Annotated in this window: 18 protein-coding genes; 14 read left to right on the top strand and 4 right to left on the bottom strand. The window is 68.9% G+C overall.

The window, feature by feature from the left end:
• The first annotated feature begins 70 nt into the window (after positions 1–70).
• Positions 71–1,669 (top strand): ABC transporter substrate-binding protein, encoded by a 1,599-nt coding sequence (locus tag ACWGJY_RS12425; RefSeq protein ID WP_453260740.1) that lies wholly within the window; start codon positions 71–73, stop codon positions 1,667–1,669.
• A 126-nt stretch (positions 1,670–1,795) separates the two neighbouring features.
• Here the strand turns inward: ACWGJY_RS12425 and ACWGJY_RS12420 are convergent, their stop codons facing one another.
• On the bottom strand, positions 1,796–2,467 hold the full coding sequence (locus ACWGJY_RS12420) for a response regulator (RefSeq protein ID WP_453260739.1): 672 nt from the start codon (positions 2,465–2,467) through the stop codon (positions 1,796–1,798).
• Between the two features lie 38 nt (positions 2,468–2,505).
• Entirely contained in the window at positions 2,506–3,456 is a 951-nt protein-coding gene (locus tag ACWGJY_RS12415; RefSeq protein ID WP_453260738.1) for a RecB family exonuclease, read from the bottom strand.
• Between the two features lie 173 nt (positions 3,457–3,629).
• On the opposite strand from ACWGJY_RS12415, the gene ACWGJY_RS12410 reads away from it, so the two are divergent.
• The 3 genes from ACWGJY_RS12410 to ACWGJY_RS12400 all read left to right on the top strand — a co-directional run bounded on the left by ACWGJY_RS12410 (position 3,630) and on the right by ACWGJY_RS12400 (position 6,663).
• Positions 3,630–4,895 carry a site-2 protease family protein gene (locus ACWGJY_RS12410; RefSeq protein WP_453260737.1) on the top strand — a complete coding sequence of 422 codons (1,266 nt, stop codon included), beginning with the start codon at positions 3,630–3,632 and terminating at the stop codon, positions 4,893–4,895.
• Between the two features lie 60 nt (positions 4,896–4,955).
• Positions 4,956–5,882 (top strand): tRNA (adenine-N1)-methyltransferase, encoded by a 927-nt coding sequence (locus ACWGJY_RS12405; protein WP_453260736.1) that lies wholly within the window; start codon positions 4,956–4,958, stop codon positions 5,880–5,882.
• A 202-nt stretch (positions 5,883–6,084) separates the two neighbouring features.
• Positions 6,085–6,663 carry a hypothetical protein gene (locus ACWGJY_RS12400; protein WP_453260839.1) on the top strand — a complete coding sequence of 193 codons (579 nt, stop codon included), beginning with the start codon at positions 6,085–6,087 and terminating at the stop codon, positions 6,661–6,663.
• Positions 6,664–6,708: 45 nt separating this feature from the next.
• On the opposite strand, the gene ACWGJY_RS12395 is transcribed toward ACWGJY_RS12400, so the two are convergent.
• Entirely contained in the window at positions 6,709–7,002 is a 294-nt protein-coding gene (locus ACWGJY_RS12395) for a ferredoxin (protein WP_030084810.1), read from the bottom strand.
• 249 nt (positions 7,003–7,251) lie between these two features.
• On the opposite strand from ACWGJY_RS12395, the gene arc reads away from it, so the two are divergent.
• The 6 genes from arc (at position 7,252) to prcA (ending at position 13,626) form a co-directional block, all read left to right on the top strand.
• Complete coding sequence (gene arc / locus ACWGJY_RS12390; protein ID WP_453260735.1) at positions 7,252–9,018, top strand: proteasome ATPase; 1,767 nt, start codon at positions 7,252–7,254, stop codon at positions 9,016–9,018.
• A gap of 277 nt (positions 9,019–9,295) precedes the next feature.
• On the top strand, positions 9,296–10,807 hold the full coding sequence (gene dop / locus ACWGJY_RS12385) for a depupylase/deamidase Dop (RefSeq protein WP_453260734.1): 1,512 nt from the start codon (positions 9,296–9,298) through the stop codon (positions 10,805–10,807).
• 189 nt (positions 10,808–10,996) lie between these two features.
• Positions 10,997–11,215, top strand: a complete 219-nt coding sequence (locus ACWGJY_RS12380; RefSeq protein WP_453260733.1) for a ubiquitin-like protein Pup — start codon at positions 10,997–10,999, stop codon at positions 11,213–11,215.
• A 354-nt stretch (positions 11,216–11,569) separates the two neighbouring features.
• Complete coding sequence (locus ACWGJY_RS12375; RefSeq protein WP_453260732.1) at positions 11,570–11,866, top strand: endonuclease VII domain-containing protein; 297 nt, start codon at positions 11,570–11,572, stop codon at positions 11,864–11,866.
• Positions 11,818–12,663, top strand: coding sequence for a proteasome subunit beta (gene prcB / locus ACWGJY_RS12370; RefSeq protein ID WP_453260731.1), 846 nt, complete (start codon positions 11,818–11,820; stop codon positions 12,661–12,663). The genes ACWGJY_RS12375 and prcB overlap by 49 nt, the downstream gene beginning before the upstream one ends.
• Positions 12,664–12,732: 69 nt before the next feature.
• Positions 12,733–13,626 (top strand): proteasome subunit alpha, encoded by an 894-nt coding sequence (gene prcA / locus ACWGJY_RS12365; RefSeq protein WP_453260730.1) that lies wholly within the window; start codon positions 12,733–12,735, stop codon positions 13,624–13,626.
• Positions 13,627–13,673: 47 nt separating this feature from the next.
• Here prcA and ACWGJY_RS12360 read toward each other — a convergent pair whose 3' ends face one another.
• Positions 13,674–14,786: a LacI family DNA-binding transcriptional regulator gene (locus ACWGJY_RS12360; RefSeq protein ID WP_453260729.1), complete on the bottom strand. Its 1,113-nt coding sequence runs from the start codon at positions 14,784–14,786 to the stop codon at positions 13,674–13,676.
• Positions 14,787–14,907: 121 nt separating this feature from the next.
• Between ACWGJY_RS12360 and ACWGJY_RS12355 the strand changes: the two genes are divergently transcribed.
• From ACWGJY_RS12355 to ACWGJY_RS12340, 4 genes are all read left to right on the top strand, one after another.
• Complete coding sequence (locus ACWGJY_RS12355) at positions 14,908–16,167, top strand: MFS transporter (protein ID WP_453260728.1); 1,260 nt, start codon at positions 14,908–14,910, stop codon at positions 16,165–16,167.
• Positions 16,168–16,176: 9 nt separating this feature from the next.
• Positions 16,177–17,538 carry a Pup--protein ligase gene (gene pafA / locus ACWGJY_RS12350; protein WP_453260727.1) on the top strand — a complete coding sequence of 454 codons (1,362 nt, stop codon included), beginning with the start codon at positions 16,177–16,179 and terminating at the stop codon, positions 17,536–17,538.
• Between the two features lie 135 nt (positions 17,539–17,673).
• The gene (locus ACWGJY_RS12345) at positions 17,674–18,663 is read left to right on the top strand and encodes an FKBP-type peptidyl-prolyl cis-trans isomerase (protein WP_453260726.1); all 990 of its coding nucleotides are present in this window, start codon (positions 17,674–17,676) and stop codon (positions 18,661–18,663) included.
• A 68-nt stretch (positions 18,664–18,731) separates the two neighbouring features.
• Complete coding sequence (locus ACWGJY_RS12340) at positions 18,732–19,106, top strand: FKBP-type peptidyl-prolyl cis-trans isomerase (protein WP_453260725.1); 375 nt, start codon at positions 18,732–18,734, stop codon at positions 19,104–19,106.
• Positions 19,107–19,206 lie beyond the last annotated feature (100 nt).

Here is a 19,206-nt window from a genome sequence, read left to right as displayed (position 1 = left end):
GCAGCACACCCCCGCCGCGGTCTCCCCGCCACGGCCCGACAGGCACCACCCAGAACGTGAGGACCGTTTAGTGAGGAAGCGTGACCAGTGGCTGGCCGCCCCGATCGGAGCGGGGCTGGCGACAACTCTGCTCGCGCTCGCCGGGTGCGGCACGGACGACTCGGGGGCGGCCGGGACCGGCGAACCCGTGGTCATGGGGATGACGGACAAGGTCGTGTCGACCGACCCGGCATCCGGCTACGAGCCGGGATCGTGGCTGTTGTTCAACAACGTCTTCCAGTCCCTGCTGAGCTTCCCCAAGGGAAGCACCACGCCCGAGCCGGAGGCCGCCGAGCGCTGCGCCTTCACCGACAGCGACAGCAAGGTCTACCGCTGCACCCTCAAGGACGGCCTCACCTTCAGCAACGGTGACGAGCTGACCTCGAAGGACGTCAAGTACTCCTTCGACCGCACCCGGCGCATCAAGGACGCGAACGGCCCCGCCGTGATGTTCTCCGCGCTCGACAGCGTCGAGGCGCCGGACGCCAAGACCGTGATCTTCCGGCTGAAGACCCCCGACGCGACCTTCCCGATGAAGATAGCCTCGGGCGCCGGCTCCATCGTCGACCACGCCGACTACCCCGCCGACCGGCTGCGCACCGACGGCAAGGCCACCGGCTCCGGCGTCTACACCCTCAAGGAGTACAGCCCCCGGCAGGCCGTCTTCGGCGTCAACGGCTCGTACAAGGGCCCGGCCAAGACCAAGAACTCCGGTATGACCGTGAAGTTCTTCGACCGTGCCGACAAGCTCAAGAAGGCCGTCGAGAAGGGCGATGTCGACCTCGCCTACCGCGGTCTGGCCATGAAGGACCTCGCGGCCCTCGACAACGCCTCGCTGAAGCAGCAGCACGGCACCCAGGTCGTCGAGGGCGGCAGCGCCGAGGTCATGCACCTGGTCTTCAACCTCAAGGACCCGGTCGCCGGCAAGCTGGGCGTCCGCAAGGCGATCGCCTACCTCCTGGACCGCTCCAGCCTCGTCCGGGACGTCTACCAGCACACCGCGGAACCGCTGTACTCGATCGTCCCGGCCGGCATCACCGGCCACAGCACCTCCTTCTTCGACACCTACGGCGACAGCCCGCGGCCCGACAAGGCCAAGGCCGCGCTGCGCGCGGCGGGCTTCACCGGCAAGGTGCCGCTCACCCTGTGGGCCACCCCCGACCGGTTCGGCCCCGGCACCGTCCCCGCGTTCCAGGAAATCGCCCACCAGCTCAACGCCGGCGGCCTGTTCGACGCCACGGTGCGCAGCCTGCCCACCAAGGAGTTCGAGCAGGGCGCGGCGGCCGGCCGGTTCGGCGTCTACGTCAAGGGCTGGATCCCCGACTATCCGGACCCGGACAACTTCACCCAGCCGTTCTTCGGCAAGGACAGTGTGCTGTCCAACCACTACAGCTCGCCCACCATCACCGGCCACCTGCTGCCCAGGACGGCGGACCAGCCCGACCGCGGCGCCACCAAGGCCACCTTCCGCGAACTGCAGGACATCATCGCCCGGGACGTGCCGGTCATCCCGCTGTGGCAGGGCAAGCAGTACGCGGTGGCCCGCGACAGTGTCTCCGGCCTGGAATGGACCCTGGACGCCTCGACCGTCTTCCGGTTCTGGGAGATCAGCAAGTCCACCGACGCCTGACCGGCCCCTGACGCCGAGATGCGGCCGGCTCCTGTCACCACGACGGCGGGGCCGGCCCGGGAGTTCCCGGGCCGGCCCCGCCGTCGTTCGTGTGCCGGGCCGTCAGGACCCCGCCGTCCACGCCCTCTACTGCGCGCCGGGGCGCACCAGGCCGCTCTCGTACGCGTACACCGCCGCCTGCACCCGGTCGCGCAGTCCCAGCTTCGTCAGCACATGCCCCACATGGGTCTTCACCGTCGTCTCGCTCACGAACAGATCCGCGGCGATCTCCGCATTCGACAGTCCGCGCGCCACCAGCTTCAGCACCTCCACCTCGCGATCGGTGAGGGTGTGCAGCGTGTCCGGCACCGGCTCCTCGCCGGACGGCAGATGGCCCGCGTACTTGTCCAGCAGCCGGCGCGTGATGCTCGGCGCGAGCATCGCCTCGCCCCCCGCCACCACCCGGATCGCCTGCACCAGTTCATTGGCCGGCGCGTCCTTGAGCAGAAAGCCGCTCGCCCCCGCCCGCAGTGCCTCGACGACATACTCGTCCAGATCGAACGTCGTCAGCACCAGCACCTTCGCCGGGCCGTCCTTCGCCGGACCCGTGATCTGCCGGGTCGCCTCGACACCGTCCATCCGCGGCATCCGGATGTCCATCAGCACCACATCGGGCTGCAGCGCCCGCACCTGCTCCAGCGCCTGCAGACCGTCACCGGCCTCGCCGACGACCGCCAGATCCTGCTCCGCCTCCAGAATCATCCGGAAACCCGTACGCAGCAGGGGCTGGTCGTCGACCAGCAGGACGCGAATGGCCACGAGCTCTCCTTTGTCAGACCTGTCCGGGCGATCAGCGCCTAGATGCCGCCCATTCTGCCCTGTGGCACCCCGCCGTCGTCCGCCGGGCGGATCTCCAGGGGATAGACCGGGGGAGTGCCGCCGAATTCCGGACAGTGCGCCTGGTGGTCGCACCAGCCGCACAGCTTCGTCGGCCGCGGCCGCCAGTCGCCGGTCGCCGTCGCCAGCCGGATCGCCTCCCACAGCGCCAGCAACTTCCGCTCCACGCCCCGCAGATCGGCCTCACCCGGGTCGTACGTCACCACATCGCCGCTGCCCAGATAGACCAGCTGCAGCCGCCGCGGCACCACACCGCGCAGCCGCCACATCACCAGCGCATAGAACTTCATCTGGAACAGCGCGCCCTCGGCGAACTGCGGCCGCGGCGCCTTGCCGGTCTTGTAGTCGACGATCCGCACCTCGCCCGTCGGCGCGACATCCACCCGGTCGATGAACCCCCGCAGCCGCAGCCCCGAATCCAGCACCGTCTCGACATACAGCTCACGGTCCGCCGGCTCCAGCCGCGTCGGATCCTCCAGCGAGAACCACCGCTCCACCAGCGCCTCGGCCTCGGCCAGCCACTGCGCCAGCCGCTCGCCCTCCGCGTCGTCCGCGAACAGCTCCGCCAGCTCCGGCCGCTTGGCCAGCAGCTTCTCCCACTCACCCGGCACCATGGCGCGCGCCCCCACGGCCGTACGCTCCGCCGCCGGAGCGTCGAAGAGCCGCTCCAGCACCGCATGCACGACCGTGCCGCGCGTCGCCGCGGCGCTCGGCTTCTCCGGCAGCCTGTCGATCACCCGGAAGCGGTACAGCAGCGGACACTGCAGGAAATCGCTCGCCCGCGACGGCGACAGCGCCACCGGCGCCCGCGCCGCCTCCCCGCCCTGCGCCCCCGCCCCGGCGGTCACCCCACCGGACCCGGCCTGCCCGCCCTGCGTACCCGCCTCGGCCTGCTCCGTGCTCCATCCCATGCCACAAAACCCTACGGCCCGCCACTGACAAGCGCGGACGGGTCACCGGCGCAGGGCCCCGCAGCGGATCGGGCCGAAGCACTCCGCATACCATCGACCTTGGACCCCTGCGCCCTGCATGATCGAGATATCAGGCCGAGCAGGGGCGAAGCCGTATTCGATGAGGGGACGTCGTGGACGAGAGCGGGAAGTCGCAGGACCCCGAGGAGTCCGTGCGGCCCCAGCCGCCCGAGCCGCCCAGGCACACCAACGAGCCCAAGCCGCCCCCGCCGGGCAGGAGGAAGGGCAGCGGCGGCGGCATCCTGATGGGCCGTCCCTTCGGCGTACCCGTCTACGTCGCCCCCAGCTGGTTCCTCGTCGCCGCCCTGATCACCTGGGTCTTCGGCGGCCAGCTGGAGCGCGTCCTGCCCGAGCTCGGCGCCGCCCGCTACCTCGTCTCGCTGTTCTTCGCCGTCGCCTTCTACGCCTCGGTGCTCGTCCACGAGCTGGCCCACACCGTGGCTGCGCTCCACTTCAAGCTCCCCGTACGGCGCATCCAGCTGCAGTTCTTCGGCGGCGTCTCGGAGATCGAGAAGGAGACCGAGACCCCCGGCCGGGAGTTCGTCCTCGCCTTCGTCGGGCCGCTGCTCTCCCTCGTTCTCGCCGGGGTCTTCTACGCCGGTATGCAGCTGGTCGAGCCCGGCACCGTGCCCGGCGTCCTGCTCGCCGGCCTGATGATCTCCAACCTGATCGTCGCGATCTTCAACCTGCTGCCCGGCCTGCCCCTGGACGGCGGCCGGATGCTGCGCGCCATCGTCTGGAAGATCACCGGCAGGCCCATGAGCGGCACCGTCGCCGCCGCCTGGGTCGGCCGCGCGCTCGCCGTCACCGTCCTCATCGGGCTGCCGCTGCTCACCCACACCGGCGCCCTCGGCACCGCCCGCCCCGAAATCGGCGGCGCCGACTCGCTCACCGACGCCCTGCTCGCCGCGATCCTCGCCGCCATCATCTGGACCGGCGCCGGCAACAGCCTGCGCATGGCCCGGCTGCGGGAACGCCTCCCCGACCTCACCGCCCGCACCCTGACCCGGCGCGCCGTCCCCGTCGAGACCGACACCCCGCTCTCCGAGGGACTGCGCCGCGCCAATGACGCCGGCGCCCGCGCCCTGGTCGTCGTCGACCGCCAGGGCACCCCCACCGCCCTCGTCCGTGAGGCCGCCATCGTCGGCGTCCCCGACCACCGCCGCCCCTGGGTCCCGGTGGGCACCCTCGCCCAGGACCTCAAGGACGGGATGCGGGTCTCCGCCGAACTCGCCGGCGAGGACCTCCTGGAGTACCTGCGCGCCACCCCCGCCACCGAATACCTCGTCGTCGAGGAGACCGGCGAGATCTACGGTGTGCTGTCCACCGCCGACGTCGAGCGGGCCTTCGTCTCCGCCATGGCCCGTAAGGCTGCTTGACCGGGCTCGGTTCGCCGCCCGCTGGTCCGCGGCGTCCCGACGGGCCGGTAGGCTGGTCACATGTCCGAACCGACCGGTGCCGCCCGCCGTCGCGGGCCCTTCAAGGTCGGGGACCAGGTCCAGCTCACCGATCCCAAGGGACGCCACTACACCTTCACGCTCGAAGAGGGAAAAAGCTTCCACACCCACAAGGGAGCCTTCCCCCACGACGAGCTGATCGGTGCTCCCGAGGGCAGTGTTGTCCGTACCACCGGGAACGTCGCCTACCTTGCGCTGCGCCCGCTGCTCCCCGACTACGTCCTGTCCATGCCCCGCGGCGCCGCCGTGGTCTACCCCAAGGACGCGGGGCAGATCCTGGCGATGGCCGACATCTTCCCCGGCGCCCGCGTCGTCGAGGCCGGTGTGGGCTCCGGCTCGCTCAGCAGCTTCCTGCTGCGTGCCATCGGCGACGACGGCATGCTGCACTCCTACGAGCGCCGCGCCGACTTCGCCGAGATCGCCACGCAGAACGTCGAGCGCTACTTCGGCGGCCCGCACCCCGCGTGGACGCTCACCGTCGGTGACCTCCAGGACAACCTCTCCGACACCGACGTCGACCGCGTCATCCTCGACATGCTCGCCCCCTGGGAGTGCCTGGAGGCCGTCTCCAAGGCCCTCGTCCCCGGCGGCATCCTCTGCGCCTACGTCGCGACGACGACGCAGATGGCCCGCACCGTCGAGGCGATCCGCGAGCACGGCACCTTCAACGAGCCGTCGGCCTGGGAGACCATGGTCCGCACCTGGCACGTCGAGGGCCTCGCCGTCCGCCCCGACCACCGCATGATCGGCCACACCGGCTTCCTGCTGACCGCCCGCCGCCTCGCCGACGGCGTCGAGCCCCCGCTGCGCCGCCGCCGCCCCGCCAAGGGCGCCTACGGCGACGACTACAGCGGGCCCGGCAAGGACCAGGCAGCGGCATCCGGAGGCGGCTCCGCCGAGCGCGGCTGACCGTCCGGATCCGGCCACCGAATCACCAGGCGCCGCCGACGAGTTCCCCCACCGGGAACCGCCGGCGGCGCCCCTTCGTTTCCCCCACCGGATCTGCACGGAAATCTCCGGCCCGGCCGGTTCCTTGGCGCATCCTCCTGTGGAACCATGCTGGGCACTCCCACCGGTACAGCACTTCACAGGAGTTACCCGCGTGCAGCCCATGGCAGGCCAGGACCTCTTGCACACCCAGCCGCGCCCCGTGCACTGGCTCGCCACGGCCACCGCCATCTCGGCGGTCGTCGCGGCCGCGTCCTTCGTCCAGCCCCCCGACGCCAAGGCCACGACCTCCGGCCGCGCCACGGCCGGCCACCGCTCGACGGCCGCTCCCGACCCGGCCGGGGTGACCTTTCCGGTCGACTGCGGCCCCCACCGCCTCGACATCGTGAAGAAGGCCTCCGGCGACCTCGACGGCGACGGCACCACCGAGACCGTCGCGGTGGTCCGCTGCCACAGTGACACCGGCACCCCGCCCAGCGGCGTCTATGTCCTCGCGCAGCCGTCGGCCGGCGCCAAGGCCGCACCGCGGATCGTGGCGACACTCCTCGCGCCCGCCCGGCAGCGCAGCGTCCAAACCCTGACCTTCAGGGATGGCGCGATCTCAGCGGCGCTCCTGGGCTACTCCACGCTCGACGTTCCGCGCTGCTGCCCGGACGTGCACAAGAGCGTCAAATGGCAATGGACCGGCGGGAAGTTCGTTGAGAGCGAACTCCCCGCCGCCATGAGCACCGGGCGTGTGTGACCCGTCACATGATGTGGCCGGCCGGTGCGTTCCGCGCCGCGCCGGCTACTCCGCGTCCGGACCGTAGACCTCGACGAGGTCCTTGACGCGGCGGACGTGGATGCAGTCCCCGGGGCACTCCTTCGCGGAGTCCCGCACGTCATCGAGCAACTTCAGCGGGACGGGCGTTGTCGCCCCCTTGTCCTGCAGCAGCTCGTCGTCGCCGCTCTTCACGTATGCCAGCCCGTCGATGTCGAGCTCGAAGACCTCCGGCGCGTACTGCGCACAGATGCCGTCCCCGGTGCACAGATCCTGGTCGATCCATACTTCCAGCTCTGGGGCTTCGTCCTGTGCGGTCATCTCGCCTGCCGTTCCTGCGTACGTGAACCGTTTTTGTCTAAGTGGCGCCAGCCCTGACGGGTGTTGACCGACTCGACGATACAACCGCTCGCTTTCCGATGTTGTTGGGTGGGTATTCCCTTGGCGTGAGGACGTGCGCAAGGGTGAAGATCGGACACGCCCCGACAGTCTTTTCGATCTAGGGGTTTCAACCTGCACCGGCCCAGGTAGGGTCAGGAAGCGTCCAGCTCCTTGGAGGAGGTGAGGACCGTGGCAGCCCACGACGACGACATCAACCGCGGCATCCGGCCGGGGCGAGGGTCTGAAGATCCCGCCGGTCAGGTTGCCTATCTCGAGCAGGAGATCGCCGTCCTGCGACGCAAGCTCGCCGACTCTCCGCGGCACACGAGGATTCTCGAAGAGCGGATCGTCGAGCTGCAGACCAACCTGGCCGGCGTCTCGGCACAGAACGAGCGTCTCGCCAATACTCTCCGCGAGGCCCGCGACCAGATCGTCGCGCTCAAAGAGGAGGTCGACCGGCTCGCGCAGCCGCCGGCCGGCTTCGGTGTCTTCCTGCAGACGAACGAGGACGACACGGTCGACATTTTCACCGGAGGCAGAAAACTCCGGGTGAATGTCAGCCCGAGTGTGGAGACCGGGGACCTCAGGCGCGGCCAAGAGGTCATGCTCAATGAAGCGCTCAATGTGGTCGAGGCCATGAAGTTCGAGAGCGCCGGCGACATCGTCACCCTCAAGGAGATCCTCGAGGACGGCGAGCGCGCCCTGGTGATCGGGCACACCGACGAGGAACGGGTGGTGAGGCTCGCCGAGCCGCTGCTGGACATCACCATCCGCCCCGGCGACGCCCTGCTCCTCGAACCCCGCTCCGGCTACGTCTACGAGGTCATCCCGAAGAGCGAGGTCGAAGAACTCGTCCTCGAAGAGGTTCCGGACATCGACTACACCAAGATCGGCGGTCTGGGCGGCCAGATCGAACTGATCCGGGACGCGGTCGAGCTTCCGTACCTCTACCCCGACCTCTTCAAGGAGCACGAACTCCGCCCGCCCAAGGGTGTCTTGCTGTACGGCCCGCCGGGCTGCGGCAAGACCCTCATCGCCAAGGCGGTCGCCAACTCCCTTGCCAAAAAGGTCGCCGAGGTGACCGGTCAGCCCGCGGGGAAGAGCTTCTTCCTCAACATCAAGGGCCCCGAGCTGCTCAACAAATACGTCGGCGAGACGGAGCGGCACATCCGGCTGGTCTTCCAGCGCGCCAGGGAAAAGGCGAGCGAGGGCACCCCCGTCATCGTCTTCTTCGACGAGATGGACTCCCTCTTCCGCACCCGGGGATCCGGCGTCAGCTCGGACGTGGAGAACACCATCGTCCCGCAGCTGCTCTCCGAGATCGACGGTGTCGAGGGCCTCGAAAACGTGATCGTGATCGGCGCCTCGAACCGCGAGGACATGATCGACCCCGCGATCCTGCGACCCGGCCGTCTCGACGTCAAAATCAAGATCGAACGACCGGACGCGGAGGCCGCCAAGGACATCTTCTCGAAGTACCTCACGGAAAATCTTCCGCTGCACTCCGACGACCTCGCCGAACACGGCGACTCGCGGAAGGCGGCAGTAAGCGGAATGATTCAATCCGTCGTCGAGCAGATGTATGCGGAATCCGAGGAAAATCGCTTCCTGGAGGTCACCTACGCCAATGGTGACAAGGAAGTCCTCTATTTCAAGGACTTCAACTCCGGTGCGATGATCGAAAACATCGTAGGACGCGCAAAGAAGATGGCCATCAAGGCCTTCCTCGAACACCATCAGAAGGGGCTTCGGGTCTCCCACCTCCTCCAGGCCTGCGTGGACGAGTTCAAGGAGAACGAAGACCTGCCCAACACCACCAACCCGGACGACTGGGCCCGGATCTCCGGAAAGAAGGGCGAGCGGATCGTTTACATCCGCACCCTCGTCACCGGAAAGCAGGGCGCGGACACCGGCCGCTCCATCGACACGGTGGCGAATACCGGCCAATACCTGTAACACCGCTCTCCGGCTGCGGATGTCCTGCACGGGGCGTCCGCAGCCGGACGCTTTTCCGGGGGGCGCCAGAACCGCACCCCATAAGGGCGCGGTGGACCAGGGAAAACCGGACTGGAGCAATGACTGTAATGATCTCCCCAGCGCCGCAAAGGCGTTCTAGGCTCTTCGGTACCGCTGCGTCACGCTGTGCGGGCGTGGGGCACGCACACGGACCGGAAGCACAGCGGTACTTGAGCGCCGACCCCATCCGGGGGCGCCGCCGGGCAAGGAGGGCCGCATGACCGTACGGCGAGTAATGGGAATCGAGACGGAGTACGGGATCTCCGTCCCCGGCCACCCGAACGCCAATGCCATGCTCACCTCGTCCCAGGTCGTCAACGCCTACGCGGCCGCGATGCACCGGGCACGCCGTGCCCGCTGGGATTTCGAGGAGGAGAACCCGCTGCGGGACGCCCGCGGCTTCGACCTCGCGCGTGAGAACGCGGACGCCAGTCAGCTCACGGACGAGGACATCGGCCTGGCCAACGTGATCCTCACCAATGGCGCCAGGCTCTACGTCGACCATGCCCACCCCGAATACAGCGCCCCCGAGGTCACCAATCCGCATGACGCGGTGCTGTGGGACAAGGCCGGCGAGCGGATCATGGCCGAGGCCGCCGAACGGGCCGCCCAGGTCCCCGGCGCCCAGCCCATCCACCTCTACAAGAACAACACCGACAACAAGGGCGCCTCCTACGGCACGCACGAGAACTACCTGATGAAGCGGGAGACCCCCTTCTCGGACATCGTGCGGCACCTGACGCCGTTCTTCGTCTCGCGCCAGGTGGTCACCGGGGCCGGCCGGGTCGGCATCGGCCAGGACGGCCACGAGCACGGCTTCCAGCTCAGCCAGCGCGCCGATTACTTCGAGGTGGAGGTCGGCCTGGAGACGACGCTCAAACGGCCCATCATCAACACCCGCGACGAACCGCACGCGGACGCGGAGAAATACCGCCGGCTCCACGTGATCATCGGGGACGCGAACCTCTCCGAGATCTCGACGTACCTGAAGCTGGGGACCACCTCCCTGGTGCTCTCCATGATCGAGGACGGCTTCATCGCCGTCGACCTGGCCGTCGACCAGCCCGTACGCACCCTCCACCAGGTCTCCCACGACCCCACTCTGCAACATCTGATCACGCTCCGCAGCGGCCGGACGCTCACCGGCGTACAGCTCCAGATGGAGTACTTCGAGCTGGCCCGCAAATATGTCGAGGACCGCTACGGAGCGGATGCGGACGAGCAGACCAAGGACGTCCTGACCAGGTGGGAGGACGTGCTCGGCCGGCTGGAGAACGATCCGATGAGCCTGTCCGGCGAACTGGACTGGGTTGCCAAGCGGGAGCTGATGGAGGGCTACCGGCGCCGGGACGGCCTGGACTGGGACGCGGCACGACTGCACCTCATCGACCTGCAGTACGCCGACGTGCGGCCTGAGAAGGGCCTGTACAACCGTCTGGCGGCACGCGGCAAGATGAAGCGGCTCCTGGACGAGCCGCAGGTCGAGCGGGCCGAGCAGAAGCCACCGGAGGACACCAGGGCCTATTTCCGCGGCCGCTGCCTGGAGCAGTACGCGGACGACGTCGCGGCCGCCTCGTGGGATTCGGTCATCTTCGACCTGCCCGGTCGTGACTCCCTCCAACGGGTTCCCACGCTGGAGCCGCTGCGGGGGACCCGTAAGCACGTCAAGGAGCTCCTTGACCGCTGCCGAACCGCAGAGGAACTGGTGAGGACGTTGTCCGGCCGCTGAGTTTCAGCAGGTGCACGACAGAATTCATCGCGATCCATGGCCGATTTACGGCTGAAATCGTCGCGGTACGGGAATCATCGAGGTGACTCCCGGGCGTTGCAGCAACTGCAGGGCCGATGTCGGACCCTGCTTGTAGGGTCGGATCTTGAAGGTCACATCGAGCGGGGCGAACCGAGCGGGGTGAGGGACATGGCGACCAAGGACAGCGGCGGCGGACAGGCCAAGGCCACGCGTTCCACCGAAGAGGCCGAGGAGCAGACGCAGGACGCGCAGGCTTCGGAAGACCTCAAGGAACGCCAGGAGAAATTGTCGGACGACGTGGACTCGGTGCTGGATGAGATTGACGATGTCCTCGAGGAGAACGCAGAAGATTTTGTGCGCTCCTTCGTGCAAAAGGGCGGGCAATAGGCCTGAATTCCCTTGAAATCGAAGACTTGTGGGCGGCGGGGGCTTCGAGTGTCAGAAGAGCAAGGTGTGAAGCGCTGTCCGCGGTGCCAGGAGGACAAGCCGCGGACAGCCTTCGCAAGGAACAGGGCGATGCGTCAGGGGCCGCAGGCCTGCTGCCGGGGGTGCGCGTCGGCGTACCACCGGGCCCGTCAGACGGCCGAGGGGCGCAGCCTTCGGCCGCGAGTGGACGTACCGGCGGGCCACCAGCACTGCCGCACGTGCGGCGAGATCACACCGCACAGTGAGTGGACGCGGAACCGGAGTGCGTCGGACGGTTTGGCGACACTCTGCAAGGCGTGCAAGGCGTGCAAGGCGATGCAGGGGCGCGCAGGCCACCTGAAGCGCCACCACGGCATGAGCGAAGCTGAGCGCGACGCGCTCAGCAAGGAGCAGCGCTGGATGTGCCCGATCTGCCTGGATGCCGACCCGGTGCAGGTGGATCACGATCACGAGACGGGTAGGGTCCGAGGCGTACTGTGCTTCAGTTGCAATGCAGCCTTGGGTCAATTCAAGGATCGGCCGGACGTATTGAGGCGGGCGGCCGAGTATCTGGAAGGAAACGTGTGGAAGCCAATACTCGAAGCACCGGGCGTCTACCGGCTGCCTTCCTGACGCCTGGATCCTCGTCGTTCATGGATTTCCTCGGCGAGCACTCGCCCGGTCTGCTGCCGGGCAGCCGGCCGTTGCCGCCGGTGCAGGGTGCCATCGAGGCGCCGCACGGCACGACGATCGTGGCCACGGCGTTCCCGGGAGGCGTGGTGCTCTCCGGCGACCGGCGGGCGACGATGGGCAATGTCATCGCGCAGCGCGATATCGAGAAGGTTTTCCCGGCCGACGAGTATTCGGCGGTCGGCATCGCGGGGACGGCGGGCCTCGCGGTGGAGATGGTCAAGCTCTTCCAGCTGGAGCTGGAGCACTTCGAGAAGGTCGAGGGTGCCCAACTCTCCCTGGAGGGCAAGGCGAATCGTCTGTCGACGATGATTCGCAGCAATCTGGGGATGGCCATGCAGGGCCTGGCCGTGGTGCCGTTGTTCGCCGGCTACGACCTCGACCGCGAGAAGGGCCGTATCTTCTCGTACGACGTGACGGGCGGTCGGTCGGAGGAGCACGGCTTCGCGGCGACGGGTTCCGGCTCGGTCTTCGCACGCAGCGCGCTGAAGAAGCTCTTCCGGGAAGATTTCACGGAGAACCAGGCCGCCACCGCCGTCGTCCAGGCGCTCTACGACGCCGCCGACGACGACTCGGCGACCGGCGGCCCCGATATGGCGCGGCGGATCTACCCCATCGTCACGGTGATCTCCGAAGACGGCTTCAGGAGGCTGGCGGAGGACGAGGTCGCGGAGATCGCCCGTGCCGTTCTCGACCGCCGCTTGGAACAGCCCGACGGCCCGCGCGCCGCGCTGCTCTGACGGGACGGATGTTCCGCAATGCTTCCCCCGCTATCGAGAGAGCTTTTGACAGGAAGGGACGGATAGCCGGTGTCGACGCCGTTCTATGTCTCACCCCAGCAGGCCATGGCCGACCGCGCCGAGTACGCCCGCAAGGGCATTGCGCGCGGCCGTAGTGTCGTGGTGCTGCAGTACACCGACGGCGTGGTCTTCGTCGCCGAGAATCCCTCCCGCGCCCTGCACAAGGTCAGCGAGATCTATGACCGGATCGCCTTTGCGGCGGTCGGCAAATACAACGAGTTCGAGAATCTGCGGATCGGCGGGGTGCGCTACGCCGATCTGCGGGGCTACACCTACGACCGCGAGGATGTGACCGCGCGGGGCCTGGCGAACGTCTACGCCCAGACGCTGGGCACGATTTTCTCCAGCGCCGCCGAGAAGCCGTACGAGGTCGAGCTGATCGTCGCCGAGGTCGGCGCCGCCGCCGAGGACGACCAGATCTACCGGCTGCCGCACGACGGCTCGATCGTCGACGAGCACGGCTCGGTGGCGGTCGGTGGCAACGCCGACCAGATCAGCAGCTATCTCGACCAGCGCCACCGCGACGGTATGACGCTGGCCGAGGCGCTCAAGCTGGCGGTGGAGTCGCTGTCGCGCGACAACAACGGCGGCGAGCGCACGCTGACCGCCGAGCAGCTCGAGGTCGCGACGCTGGACCGGACGCGCCCGCAGCAGCGCAAGTTCAAGCGGATCCTGGGGCGGCAGCTGTCCCGGCTGCTGGACGAGAGTGGCGGGGCGGGTGCCGGGGACGCGGCGGCGGATGCCGATGCCGATGCCGATGCCGGCACCGGTGCCGGGGAGTCCGGGACCACCGCCGGGGGAACCGGCGACAAGGGCTCCAAGGACAAGGAATCCAAGGACAAGGGATCCAAGGGCAAGGGCGCTTCGGGCGAGGACGGCTCCGAAGGGGAGCCCTTGCTGTGACGTAACGCCAAGGGGGCCGAGTGCCCCCGGTCGCGCGCCCCGGTGGGTCACTGCCCGCCGGGGCGCGTGGCGTTCCGGGCCCCGTCCGCGGGCGGGGCGGTGGAGCCGCGGGCGATCAGTTCCACCGGCAGGGTGGGGGCCTCGGCCGGGCGGCCGTCGAGGACGCTCATCAGGGCCCGCATGCCGGCCTCGCCGAATTCCTCGGCGGGCAGCCGTACGGTCGTCAGCTCCGGCTCGACGGCGAGGGCCAGGGCCAGGTCGTCGAAGCCGGTGACGGAGACGTCCTCGGGGACCCGCAGACCCAGCCGGCGTACGGCTTTGCAGGCACCGGCGGCGATGATGTCGTCGTCGCAGAGCAGCGCGGTGGGGCGCGGGCCGGGTGCGGTCAGGGCGAGGTGCGCGGCGTGCAGCCCGGCGTCGACGGCGAGGACGGCCGGCTGCCGGCGCAGCAGTGTGCCGGGGACGCGGTCCAGGGCTTCGGTGACGGCGCGGGCGCGCAGCTCGAAGGTCCAGGAGTGCACCTCGGCCGCGAGGTGGGTGATGCGGCGGTGGCCGAGGGCCGTCAGATGGGTGGTCAACTGGCGTACGCCGTCGGCGATATCGAGGTTGACGGTGGCGGTGGCCCGGTCGTCGCCGGGGTCGCTGTCCAGCATGACCAGGGGCAGGTCCGCGTCCCGCAGTGCGGTGAGGGCTTCGGCGGCCATGGAGGAGGCGATCACGCCGTCCAGGGTGGCCGAGGCGGAGTCGAAGGGGTCGCGAGCGGGGCCGATGCCTTCGGGGGAGGGATAGAGGACCACTCCGAAGTCGTGAGCGGCGGCGATCCGGGCCGCGCCGGTGTAGACCCGGGCGAAGAATTCGGTGGTCAGGGCGGGGACGACCAGGAGCGCGGTGCGGGTGCGGCCCATCCGCAGGCTGCGGGCGGCGAGATTGGGGCGGTATCCGAGGTCGCGAGCGGCGGTGCGAACCGCTTCGGCTTTGGCGGGGGAGACCCGGCCGTGCCATTTGCCGCCCAGGACGAGCGAGACGGCGGCCTGGGAGACTCCGGCGGCGCGGGCCACGTCCCGGCTGGTGATGTGGCCGGCGGCGCGGTTCAGATCCTGGCCGGTGGCGCGGCCGGCGGCCGGGCGTCGGCCGGGTGGGGTGGACTCATTGCTGGTCACCGGGTGTTTCGCTCCTCGCGTTCGATCGCTGCGGGTGGACCGAAGATGGTGGTCATGATACGTATAACGGCGAAGGTTATACGTAACACGTCCGCCCGGTCCGGGCGGGAAAGGGGCAGGGATGGCCGCGGGATATGCGGAGCTGCTCAGAACCCGGCACGCGGCCCGGCTCCTGACGGGGACGCTGGTCGGCAGGCTGCCGAACGCCACCGCGGCGCTGGCCGTGGTCCTCTTCATCCGCGCCGAGGGCGGCAGCTACGCCCTGGCCGGTGCGCTCTCGGCGGTCTACGGCGTCTGCAATGCCGTCGGCCAGCCACTGCTGGGCCGGGCGGTGGACCTCTTCGGCCAGCCGCGGGTGATGCTGCCCGCCTCGGTGCTCTCCGCGCTCGGCATGGCGCTGCTCGCGGCCGTCGGCCTGGAGGTGCGGTGGCTCGCCTTCGCCGCCATGGTGATCGCCGGTTTCTTCACCCCGCCCCTGGAGGGCGGCCTGCGGGCGCTGTGGCCCGGGGTCCTCAAGCGCGCGGACCGGGTGCATGCCGCCTATGCGCTGGACGCGGTGGCGCAGGAAGTCATGTACGCGGTGGGGCCGTTGCTGGTGACGCTGTGCGTGGCGGCCTGGTCGGAGCGGGTGGCACTGCTGGTCATCAACCTGATCGGGGTGCTCGGCGCGCTCTCCGTGGTCGTCTCCGAGCCGTCCCGGCAGTGGCGCAGTGGTCCGCGGGAGGCCCACTGGCTGGGGGCGTTGCGCTCGGCCGGGATGCTGGTGCTGATCGGGGCGTTCTTCTTCGTGGGGCTGGCGCTGGGGTCGATCGCGGTCGCGGCGGTGGCGTACGCCGATGAGCACGGTGGGGGGATGGTCGCCAGCTGGCTGCTGTCCGCACTGGGCGTCGGCGCGCTGGCCGGCGGCCTCGTCTACGGCTCGCGTGAGTGGCCGGGGCGGCCGGAGGGCCGGCTGCGGCTGCTGATCGGCCTGCTGGCGCTGGGCTATCTGCCGCTGGTGCTGGTGCCGGGTGTCATCGGGATGACGGCGTTGACCGGTGTCGCGGGGGTCTTCCTGGCGCCTGCGCTGGCCTGTGCGTTCGTGGTCGTGGACCGGCATGCGCCCAAGGGCACGGTGACGGAGGCGTTTTCCTGGCTGGTGACGACGTTCGGTGTCGGATCGGCGGCAGGTGCTTCGGTGGTGGGTCCGGCTGTTCAGAGCGGCGGCGCGGTGGCGGGTTTCGCGGTAGCCGGCGCCGGTGGGCTCGCCGCGCTGCTCGTCCTTTTGTCGACGAAGCGATTTCTCGGGGATCCCGTCCTGCGTACGGCGGGTGCGGCCCCGGCGGAAAATGATCGAAACGGGGCCGTCGAACCCGGTTTCAGAGCAGGCCGTCAGGCGTAATGTTCAGTCATGGACCGCCGCATTTTCGGGCTGGAGAACGAGTACGGCGTCACGTGCACGTTCAGGGGACAGCGCCGACTGTCGCCTGACGAAGTGGCGCGGTACCTCTTCCGCCGTGTCGTGTCATGGGGCCGCAGCAGCAATGTCTTCCTGCGGAACGGCGCCCGCCTGTACCTGGACGTGGGATCGCACCCGGAATATGCAACCCCCGAGTGCGACAACGTGACCGAGCTGGTCACTCACGACAAGGCCGGCGAGCGCATTCTCGAAGGCCTGCTCGTCGACGCCGAGCGCCGCCTGCATGAGGAGGGAATCGCGGGCGACGTCTATCTCTTCAAGAACAACACCGATTCGGCGGGAAACTCCTACGGGTGTCACGAGAATTACCTCGTCGCCCGGCATGGTGAGTTCTCCCGGCTCGCGGACATCCTCATTCCGTTCCTGGTCACCCGTCAGCTGCTGTGCGGCGCGGGAAAGGTGCTGCAGACTCCGCGGGGCGCCGTCTACTGCGTCAGCCAGCGTGCGGAGCACATCTGGGAGGGTGTCTCCTCGGCGACGACCCGCTCCCGCCCGATCATCAATACCCGTGATGAACCGCATGCGGACGCCGAGCGATATCGACGGCTGCATGTCATCGTCGGTGACTCCAATATGTCCGAGACGACCATGATGCTGAAGGTCGGGGCCACCGATCTCGTGCTGCGCATGATCGAGGCGGGCACGGTCATGCGCGACCTGACGCTGGAGAACCCGATCCGGGCCATCCGCGAGGTCAGCCACGACATCACCGGCCAGCGCAAGGTGCGGCTGGCCAGCGGGCGCGAGGCATCGGCGCTCGAGGTCCAGCAGGAGTACTACGAGAAGGCCGTGGATTTCTGCGACCGCCGCGGGATCCGTACGGGCACCGTCGAGCAAGTCCTCGAACTGTGGGGCCGTACGCTGGAGGCGATCCGGGACGAGGAGCTCGACCGCATCTCGACCGAGATCGACTGGGTGATGAAACATCAGCTCATCGAGCGGTATCGCACAAAGAACAACATCACCATGTCCCACCCCCGGGTGGCGCAGATAGACCTCGCGTATCACGACATCCACCGCCGCCGGGGGCTTTATTACCTCCTGGAGCGGAAGGGGCAAGCGGCCCGGATCTGCAACGACTTGAAGATCTTCGAGGGCAAGTCGGTGCCGCCGCAGACTACCCGTGCGAGGCTGCGCGGCGACTTCATCCGCCGGGCGCAGGAGCAGCGCCGTGATTTCACGGTCGACTGGGTGCATCTCAAGCTGAATGACCAGGCGCAGCGTACGGTCTTGTGCAAGGACCCGTTCCGTTCGGTGGATGACCGGGTGGAGAAGCTGATCGCCGGTATGTGACCCGCGGGGAATGCGGTGGTGTGCCGGGAGCGGAAGCTCCCGGCACATTGCCGTGTTGTGCCGGGAAACGTCCGGCAGGACAGGTCGTAGAGTGGCGGGCATTGCCCACCCACCCCACAAGCCCGAGTTGGACTGATGAACCTCACGAAGAACACCTGTCGCGCCGCTGCGGCCGCGCTGACCGTGCCCGTCCTGCTGTTCACCGCCGCCTGCGGGTCCGACGACGGCAAGGGCTCGTCGGGCGGCGCCGTCGCCAAGGTCGAGGGCAAGGCAGGGGCGGAGCCCAAGATCACGGTGCCGAAGGGCGCCAAGCCGTCCGACAAGGTCGTCACCAAGACCCTCCTCGAGGGCAAGGGCGCCACGGTCAAGAAGGGCGATGTGGTCCGGCTGGACTTCTCGGCGAAGTCGATGAAGGGCCAGAACCTCGGCAGCAGCTGGATGAAGCAGCCCGGGGCCAAGCCGGGAGCTCCGCGCAGCCAGGTCGTCGGCGAGGTCTCCGACCAGCAGACGCAGCAGATGCTGCCGCAGAAGGTGATGTCCGCGGTCGCCGGGCAGAAGGTCGGCAGCCGTTTCGAGGTCGAGGGCACCGCCAAGGCGATGATCGGCGCGGGCCTGAACCCGCAGTCCGGTATCAAGCCGGGGGACGGCCTGGTGTGGGTCGTCGATGTGGTCGGCGCGAAGACGGTCGACAAGAAGGCGAAGGCCGAGGGCAAGCAGGATCCGCCGGAGAGCGGGATGCCCGAGGTGACGGCCGCGGACGCGAAGGCCGCGAAGATCACCATCCCCAAGGGCGCGAAGGCGCCCACGGACCTCAAGGAGCAGGTCCTGATCAAGGGCAAGGGCCCCGAGGTGAAGGCGGGCGACGGGCTGATCGCGCAGTACACCGGTGTGAAGTGGGAGGACGGCAAGACCTTCGACTCGTCCTGGAACCACGGTGGCGCGACCGCCTTCCAGATCGGCACCGGGAACGTGGTCCAGGGCTGGGACAAGGCGCTGGTCGGCAAGCATGTCGGTGACCGGGTGGAGATCGTGATCCCGCCGAAGCTGGCGTACGCCGGGAACCCGCAGAGCGGGCTGGACAAGAACACCCTGGTCTTCTCGGTCGACATCGTCGGCACGGTCTGACCGCGGTATCGGCAAGATCTGCAAGACTGGCCCGGTAATCGTAAAGATTCGTAAGTAGGAGCACATTCGTGAGCATCGACAAGCCCGAGATCGACTTTCCGGAGGGCCCGGCTCCCAGCGAGCTGGAGGTCGTGGACCTGACGGAGGGCGACGGGCCGGTCGCCAAGGCCGGGGACACCGTCTCCGTCCACTACGTCGGCGTGTCGTTCAGCACCGGCGAGGAGTTCGACGCGAGCTGGAACCGCGGCAAGCCGCTGCAGTTCCAGCTGGGCGCCGGCCAGGTCATCGCCGGCTGGGACCAGGGCGTGCAGGGCATGAAGGTCGGCGGCCGTCGCCGGCTGACCATCCCCGCGCACCTTGCGTACGGCGACCGCGGCGCCGGCGGCGGCCTGATCGCCCCGGGCGAGACGCTGATCTTCGTCTGCGACCTGGTCTCCGTCTGAGACCGCTGCCGGTCCCCCCGTGGGGCCGTGGCTGACGCATCGGGGGCCCGTGCCGTGAGGGCACCGGCCCCGGACGGGTGGGCCCCGCTCCCTTCCGGAG

The sequence above is a fragment of the Streptomyces sp. NPDC054765 genome, assembly GCF_053612065.1.
The sequence above is the reverse complement of the archived record's forward strand: the minus strand, read 5'-3'. Positions and strand labels throughout refer to the sequence as shown.

Bases quoted from the DNA above. Each gene is read 5' to 3' on its own strand.
- ACWGJY_RS12415 (WP_453260738.1), bottom strand. From the start codon at position 3,456: ATGGGATGGAGCACGGAGCAGGCCGAGGCGGGTACGCAGGGCGGGCAG.
- ACWGJY_RS12405 (WP_453260736.1), top strand. From the start codon at position 4,956: ATGTCCGAACCGACCGGTGCCGCCCGCCGTCGCGGGCCCTTCAAGGTC.
- ACWGJY_RS12400 (WP_453260839.1), top strand. From the start codon at position 6,085: ATGGCAGGCCAGGACCTCTTGCACACCCAGCCGCGCCCCGTGCACTGG.
- ACWGJY_RS12395 (WP_030084810.1), bottom strand. From the start codon at position 7,002: ATGACCGCACAGGACGAAGCCCCAGAGCTGGAAGTATGGATCGACCAG.
- dop (WP_453260734.1), top strand. From the start codon at position 9,296: ATGACCGTACGGCGAGTAATGGGAATCGAGACGGAGTACGGGATCTCC.
- ACWGJY_RS12380 (WP_453260733.1), top strand. From the start codon at position 10,997: ATGGCGACCAAGGACAGCGGCGGCGGACAGGCCAAGGCCACGCGTTCC.
- ACWGJY_RS12375 (WP_453260732.1), top strand. From the start codon at position 11,570: ATGCAGGGGCGCGCAGGCCACCTGAAGCGCCACCACGGCATGAGCGAA.
- ACWGJY_RS12355 (WP_453260728.1), top strand. From the start codon at position 14,908: ATGGCCGCGGGATATGCGGAGCTGCTCAGAACCCGGCACGCGGCCCGG.
- pafA (WP_453260727.1), top strand. From the start codon at position 16,177: ATGGACCGCCGCATTTTCGGGCTGGAGAACGAGTACGGCGTCACGTGC.
- ACWGJY_RS12345 (WP_453260726.1), top strand. From the start codon at position 17,674: ATGAACCTCACGAAGAACACCTGTCGCGCCGCTGCGGCCGCGCTGACC.